Origin of the sequence: Thiocystis violacea (genome assembly GCF_016583565.1) — a bacterium.
Classification (GTDB): Bacteria; Pseudomonadota; Gammaproteobacteria; order Chromatiales; family Chromatiaceae; genus Thiorhodococcus; species Thiorhodococcus violaceus_A.
Genome location: NZ_NRRF01000130.1, coordinates 1 through 5,686, shown reverse-complemented (window position 1 = coordinate 5,686; position 5,686 = coordinate 1). Strand labels below are relative to the sequence as shown.

6 protein-coding genes and 1 pseudogene are annotated in these 5,686 nt (G+C 60.6%); 4 read left to right on the top strand and 3 right to left on the bottom strand.

Annotation, left to right across the window (positions count from 1 at the left end; genetic code table 11):
* Positions 1-898: 898 nt before the first annotated feature.
* The 3 genes and pseudogenes from CKO23_RS23540 to CKO23_RS26150 form a co-directional block, all read right to left on the bottom strand.
* The gene (locus tag CKO23_RS23540) at positions 899-1,171 is read right to left on the bottom strand and encodes a peptidoglycan-binding domain-containing protein (protein ID WP_200335803.1); all 273 of its coding nucleotides are present in this window, start codon (positions 1,169-1,171) and stop codon (positions 899-901) included.
* A gap of 132 nt (positions 1,172-1,303) precedes the next feature.
* A pseudogene (locus CKO23_RS26155) lies at positions 1,304-1,507 on the bottom strand (DUF4158 domain-containing protein); the annotation flags it as partial.
* Positions 1,508-1,594: 87 nt separating this feature from the next.
* Positions 1,595-1,807 carry a hypothetical protein gene (locus CKO23_RS26150; protein ID WP_242482694.1) on the bottom strand — a complete coding sequence of 71 codons (213 nt, stop codon included), beginning with the start codon at positions 1,805-1,807 and terminating at the stop codon, positions 1,595-1,597.
* A 307-nt stretch (positions 1,808-2,114) separates the two neighbouring features.
* Between CKO23_RS26150 and CKO23_RS23525 the strand changes: the two genes are divergently transcribed.
* From CKO23_RS23525 to tnpB, 4 genes are all read left to right on the top strand, one after another.
* Positions 2,115-3,383: an AAA family ATPase gene (locus tag CKO23_RS23525; RefSeq protein ID WP_200335801.1), complete on the top strand. Its 1,269-nt coding sequence runs from the start codon at positions 2,115-2,117 to the stop codon at positions 3,381-3,383.
* The gene (locus CKO23_RS23520; RefSeq protein ID WP_200335800.1) at positions 3,383-4,057 is read left to right on the top strand and encodes an RloB family protein; all 675 of its coding nucleotides are present in this window, start codon (positions 3,383-3,385) and stop codon (positions 4,055-4,057) included. The genes CKO23_RS23525 and CKO23_RS23520 overlap by 1 nt, the downstream gene beginning before the upstream one ends.
* 670 nt (positions 4,058-4,727) lie before the next feature.
* Positions 4,728-5,153 (top strand): hypothetical protein, encoded by a 426-nt coding sequence (locus tag CKO23_RS23515; RefSeq protein WP_200335798.1) that lies wholly within the window; start codon positions 4,728-4,730, stop codon positions 5,151-5,153.
* Positions 5,153-5,392, top strand: a complete 240-nt coding sequence (tnpB, locus tag CKO23_RS23510; protein WP_200335796.1) for an IS66 family insertion sequence element accessory protein TnpB — start codon at positions 5,153-5,155, stop codon at positions 5,390-5,392. Before CKO23_RS23515 ends, tnpB begins: the two co-directional genes overlap by 1 nt.
* Positions 5,393-5,686: the final 294 nt, after the last annotated feature.

Genomic DNA, 5,686 nt, shown 5'->3' with positions numbered 1-5,686 from the left:
GCGAGCACCGCCGGCAAGGGATGGCGCCGACCTTGGCTGCGACGTGGATCGGGCACATCGGCAAAGAACGCTGGAAGCGAACGCATCTGCTTGGCACTCAACATCAGTTTCGGGGCTCCGTCGTGGTATTGAGGACCAAGTCTCGGATGGGCCAGGCGTGCCTGGGGGCACGATCAAGGCTGGGAAATGTCGAGAATTGAGGATAAGTCCCGCTACGGCAAGTCAATCTGCGGTAGAACGGTTTCGCCCTGTCGCCGGGAAGCTGCCTGGATACGACAAGCACCTTCGATTCGGCGACCTAGCCAGCGGTGTGGAGGACGCAGAGCGCCGAGCAAGGACGCTTCAGACGCAAGCCGACGAAGAAGGGGAGCCCGACCGCAATCCAACCACAGGCGTATATCGCCTCACCGAATCGATCGCCCGCAAGAGTGACGGTTGATCTCTCCGGTCGGGAAATCGAGGACAGACTACCAACGCGTATCCCAATATCAACCGCAAGCACACAGGTCTTCCGCGACATCTTGCAATAGGGATAAGAGACTATTGGACACGATTACGAGCCGCCCGGGTGTCCGCTTTTCGGTGCCTTTCGGCCGGTCGGACTCCAATGGCCACTGCCCGCCCATTTCCGAGTCCTTCTGGATTACCGCCAGAGGGCGGTGACCGCTGATGGGACTTCAGAGTCAGCCCGGTTAATTCGATTGGTGACCGCTTTGGCTCGATCTCGTCCGTTTGCTGCACAGCTCGTGCGACGTGTGGACGAGGGAGGTCAGGATCTGAAGCCGGCTCCGGCGTTGAACGCCAGGCGTGGCGGGGAATGGATCGCTGGAGGGCTACGTCCATTAGGCGGAGCGTTTCCGTTCGCGCGCGGGGTCTCCACGGCCCCGCAGCGGCGACTCTAGCCTGGCTCGGAATCTAGCAGCCAGCGCGTCAACAGCGAGGTCCAGGTCTCTTGTCCGACGACTCCGTCGACGGTGAGGTTTTCATTCTGTTGGTAGTGCTTGACCGATGACTCGGTCTTGGGTCCGAAGTCTCCATCCACGACCAGCGTGGGATAGCTACGGCGCTGGTTCAGCATCAACTGGAGCTTGCTGACCACCGTCGGACCGCGATCCGGCTCGACGCCTTTCTCAAGCTCCGGCAACATCAGGCTGATGTGAACGTCAATCATCTGCATCCTCCAATTCTCGGCGACACGGAGGCTCAGACGGGCACGGACTTCAATGCCCGCGTCCGGTGGCTCTCCCGACTGCCAGGTCCAGGGGGGCGACGCGGCTTCCAAGTAGGTGAGCCGAGGGCGACGCTAGCACCGAGTCGATAGCCGGGCAAGATGGTCGTTCAAGACACTCGGCAAGTGGCGGAGCACTAGAAAAGGCGGGTCTGGAAGAGGCGAAAAGCCGACAACTGGCAGGAAGCGGACGGTCAGGATCTGAAGGGCGCGGCCGAGGCGGTTGGCATCGCCACGACGCTGGGCGATCCGCTCGCGGTCGGTGTCATCCACGTGGAAGTAGCGCGTGAGCTAGGCGGAGCTGATGTCCTCCGGGTAGCGGCACTTCTGTGCCTCGGTGAGAAGATCGACCGGCATAGCGCCGTCTCAAGAAACGGTCTCTTGAAATAGATCGTCCACCACGCCAGCATCCCGGCCTGAGCGTATCCGCGTCGCTGTCACGCGAGCACTCTGGATGAGCTTGGCCGCCGCCGCGGCATCGCCCGGCCGCTCGACATAGCCCCGTTGCCGGCGGCGCTTGCCAATCGCCTCGACCAACTCCTCACCGGCCCCTGCGCTCGCCACCACCCGGATGCGCATCCCGCCCCGCGTTGACCCGAGCCGAGCCCACCCCAGCAGAGCACGAGCGTCCAGTCGCCCAGCAGGTCCTGCACGAGATCGACCTGGTCGTAGCGAGCCTTCTGCGGATGCACCCAGCGGCGTCTCTGCGGCATTCCGGCTGTCCCCGTTGGTCGATACACTAGCGCCAGTATCTTTCATCCGCCTTTCAGGGCTAGAGCAGTCGGTTCTTCGTGCTCTCGGCGAAACCTTGGGAGTAAAAATAAATTGAAATATCGCGCTTCGACTGCATAATCTACGTAAATTTATTTGTTTGTGAGTGGATACAATGCTAGTCGAGTTCCGCGTCAAGAACTTCCGTAGTTTGCGCGACGAGCAGGTGCTTAGTCTTGTGGCGTCGAAGGACAAGACTCTGCACGACACCCACACCCTGAGCACAGGCCTTAAGGCCGCGCCGCACCTGCTCAAGAGCGTTGTGCTGTATGGTGCTAATGCAGGGGGTAAGTCTAACCTTATCAAGGCCATGCAGTACATGCGCGGCGTAGTGCTGGAATCCGCCACCATCATTCAGCCCGGCCAGACTTTCGCTGTGCAGCCCTTCCTGCTCGACAATCGATCAGCCAGCCAGCCTACCGAGTTCGAAGTCACCTTTATCCTCGACGGCGTGCGTTACCAATACGGCTTCTCCATGACGCGGCAACGCATCGTCAGCGAGCACCTGCTGGTTTACAAGGCGTTCAAGCCACAGCGCTGGTTCGAGCGGTACCTCGAGCGAGAAAGCGGGAAAGATGTGTACGAATTCGGCCCTGGTCTGAAAGGAGCCAAGAGCCTGTGGGAGGGCGCTACTCGCCCGAACGCGCTGTTCCTATCAACGGCAGTTCAGCTCAACAGTGAGGCTTTACGACCAGTGTTCGAGTGGGTTTCCATGGGGCTGGTGATCTTCAACGAACAATCCCAACTCAGCCCGCAGACATCGATCCAGATGCTCAAGCAGGCCGAAGGCCGCAAGCAGATCTGCGAGTTCCTCACCGCCGCTGATATCAGTATCGCCGACATTGATGTCGTAACCCGTAAGGTGCCAGGGCAGGCAGTACATTTCGATTTGGTGGCGGGGAAGACAGAGGTCCGCACCGAAGAAGTGGAAGAGCACCAACTGCGCTTTTCGCACGTTACAGAGCATGGCCAAGCAGTGTTCGATCTAATGGATGAGTCCAACGGCACCCGCAACCTGTTATTTCTGTCCGGCCCTGTGCTGGATATCTTGAGGAAGGGACTGACCCTCGTCATCGACGAACTGGATACCAGCCTGCACACCCTGCTGGTGCGCGAGTTAGTGCGGTTGTTCCACCGACCAGAGGCAAACAGCGGCGGGGCGCAGCTTATCTTTACCACGCACGACACCTCACTGCTCGACGCACCCGACTTGTTCCGACGTGATCAGGTGTGGCTCGTGGAAAAAGACAAGGAGCAGGCATCTACTCTGGTGGCACTCTCCGAGTTCAGCCCGCGTAAGAACGAGGCGTTAGAGCGCGGCTACCTGATGGGGCGTTACGGCGGCGTACCTTTCCTGAGCCAATCGCGTGGTCTGAAGCACTGATGGCGCGCGATAACTCACCCAAAGAGCGCCAACGAAAGCAGCTCGAACGCAAGGTAGGCAGGCGTGCCAGCTATGATCGTATCCTAATCGTCTCGGAAGGCAGCAAGACCGAGCCAAACTACTTTCGGGAAATCCGTGCCGCCTATCGCCTGCACACCGCGAATATCGAGGTGCAGCCCAGCGAACTTGGCACGTCGCCGATCCAGGTCGTGAAATACGCAAAGGAACTGTTCGATCACGGGGACCGGCACAAGCAGATTCAGCCGCGTGCCTTCGAGCAGGTCTATGCCGTATTCGACCGTGATGCCCATCCCACCTACTTCGATGCGTTGAGGCAGGCTGAGTCCCTGGATGGCAAGCTGCGCAACGACAACAAGCGGCCAGCGAGTTTCAAGGCCATCGCCTCGGTGCCGAGTTTCGAGTTGTGGTTGTTGCTGCATTACGAGGACATCCAAGCACCGATCCATCGGGACGAGGTCATGCAGCGTCTCAAGCAGCACATTCCTGCATATGAGAAAGGCGCGGATGGCTCTTTCGCCATGACGCGCGACCGCATAGAGATCGCGATCCGGCGGGCTCAGGCCTTGGCCGCCAAGTTCAACGGTTATACCGACCCGGAGCCTTACACGGCGATGGTCGATCTAGTGGCGCTGCTCACCACACTGCGCGGCTGAAGCCAGTCAATCTGAACTGCCCCCTCCGTCAAGACAGTCAGCAGATTGTCGCTACTCACGGCCCTGCTGTCGCCGCGCGGCTGCCACGTCATGTCGGTTGACACCGGGCCTGCCGTGCTCCATCAGTGCCCGATCACCCGCGCAAACCGGTCGCTGGAGTGCGGCGGGCGAGTAACTGGAAGTGGCTGGATCCTTCCGGATTGCCGACGGGGTTGGGTGACCGGTAATGGCCGATAGCGACCTCTGAGCCTTGTGGCTCGACTGACCGTGCTCCGCGTCCAAGAGACGCTATCAGAGCCCAGCCAGGGATGAACGATTGCGGCTACGGGAAAACCCGATGGCGACAAAGGCTTCAAACGCACCGTAACCGTCGGCAGCGTCTGGGCTCAACCGATGAGGCGCTCGGAAAGCGCGCGTAATCGATCGGCCATCGCACCAATCTCCTCCGCCTCGGTGAGACAGGCCCGCCAGTTCGCGGGGATGGCCTCCACGCCAGAGTAGGCCCCGGCGAGCGGCGATAGATGGCTCCGGTGGTATCGGCGTCCTTGCCCAGGTTGACCGCCCGCAAGGCCCCCTCCCGGAAGGTCGTGAATTTCCGGCAAGCGTGCGTGACCGCTTGACAGCGGGGTGAATAGGATGTGGCCGGTGCAAAGCAATCACCGGAGACCCCATGAGCACAGACATCGCAACGCTGGCGAGGCCGACCTTCACGCTGGAAGAGGTCGCAGAGCATTTCGAAGACTGGCGCCGGCAGAAACACAGAGGGGAACGCATCCCCGAGCAGTTGTGGTCGGAGGCGGTCGCGCTGGTGGAAACCTACGGGCTTTCGCAAGTCACGCGCCGGCTGCGTCTTAGCGGTCGCGATCTGAGCAAACGGCGCGGTCTGCCTGGCAGCGGCCGACGACGGGGGCGGCGTGCCGAGGCGCCTGCAACGTTCGTCGAATTGACGCCGGAGGTGGTTGTGCAAGCGCAGCGCCGGCAGTCCACTGCGCCTTGCCTGGAGCTGATCCGCCCCGACGGGCTGCGACTGCGCATCGAACCCGGTGAGGGCATTGATGCGGGCGCCGTGCTGGAGCGCTTCCTGGGGGTGGTGTGATGTTGCAGCTGACGCCGCAAAGCCGCGTCTTTGTCGCCATCGAGGCGGCGGATTTCCGTCGCGGCATCGATGGGCTGGCGGCGCTGTGCCGGCAGCGGCTGCGGGAAGACCCCTTCAGCGGGGCGATCTTCGTCTTCGGCAACCGTCGGAGCACAGCCCTGAAGCTGCTGTGCTACGACGGCACTCTGTTAGACTCCAAACGACTATTTTCAGTAACTACTTCTACTTTGTTAGATTAGAATCTTTCCGATGTATTTGATCTATAAAGTTTAATCTAGATCGCTCGCCTGTTCATTGGGGTCGTAGTGCGTGCAAAAGAGGCGTTTGCGCCACCGGGAACAGACGGATTGCCTGGTTACACAGAGTGACCTTCGCTAAATCAGGCGCATAAAGGTAACAAAGTAGTACTACTCAGGTCCCGCGAAGTCGCCTCGCCTGTTGTGCTTGAACACCCGGCGCGGAAGCGGATAATCGCGACCATGCAACCCCTGCCCGACCTGGCGCTCCTGAGCGCTGCCGAGAAAGACGCCCTG

What these genes read in the sequence shown, in the direction of transcription:
- CKO23_RS23540 (WP_200335803.1), bottom strand. Translation starts at nt 1,171, where the DNA reads ATGATTGACGTTCACATCAGCCTGATGTTGCCGGAGCTTGAGAAAGGC.
- CKO23_RS26150 (WP_242482694.1), bottom strand. Translation starts at nt 1,807, where the DNA reads ATGCGCATCCGGGTGGTGGCGAGCGCAGGGGCCGGTGAGGAGTTGGTC.
- CKO23_RS23525 (WP_200335801.1), top strand. Translation starts at nt 2,115, where the DNA reads ATGCTAGTCGAGTTCCGCGTCAAGAACTTCCGTAGTTTGCGCGACGAG.
- CKO23_RS23520 (WP_200335800.1), top strand. Translation starts at nt 3,383, where the DNA reads ATGGCGCGCGATAACTCACCCAAAGAGCGCCAACGAAAGCAGCTCGAA.
- CKO23_RS23515 (WP_200335798.1), top strand. Translation starts at nt 4,728, where the DNA reads ATGAGCACAGACATCGCAACGCTGGCGAGGCCGACCTTCACGCTGGAA.
- tnpB (WP_200335796.1), top strand. Translation starts at nt 5,153, where the DNA reads ATGTTGCAGCTGACGCCGCAAAGCCGCGTCTTTGTCGCCATCGAGGCG.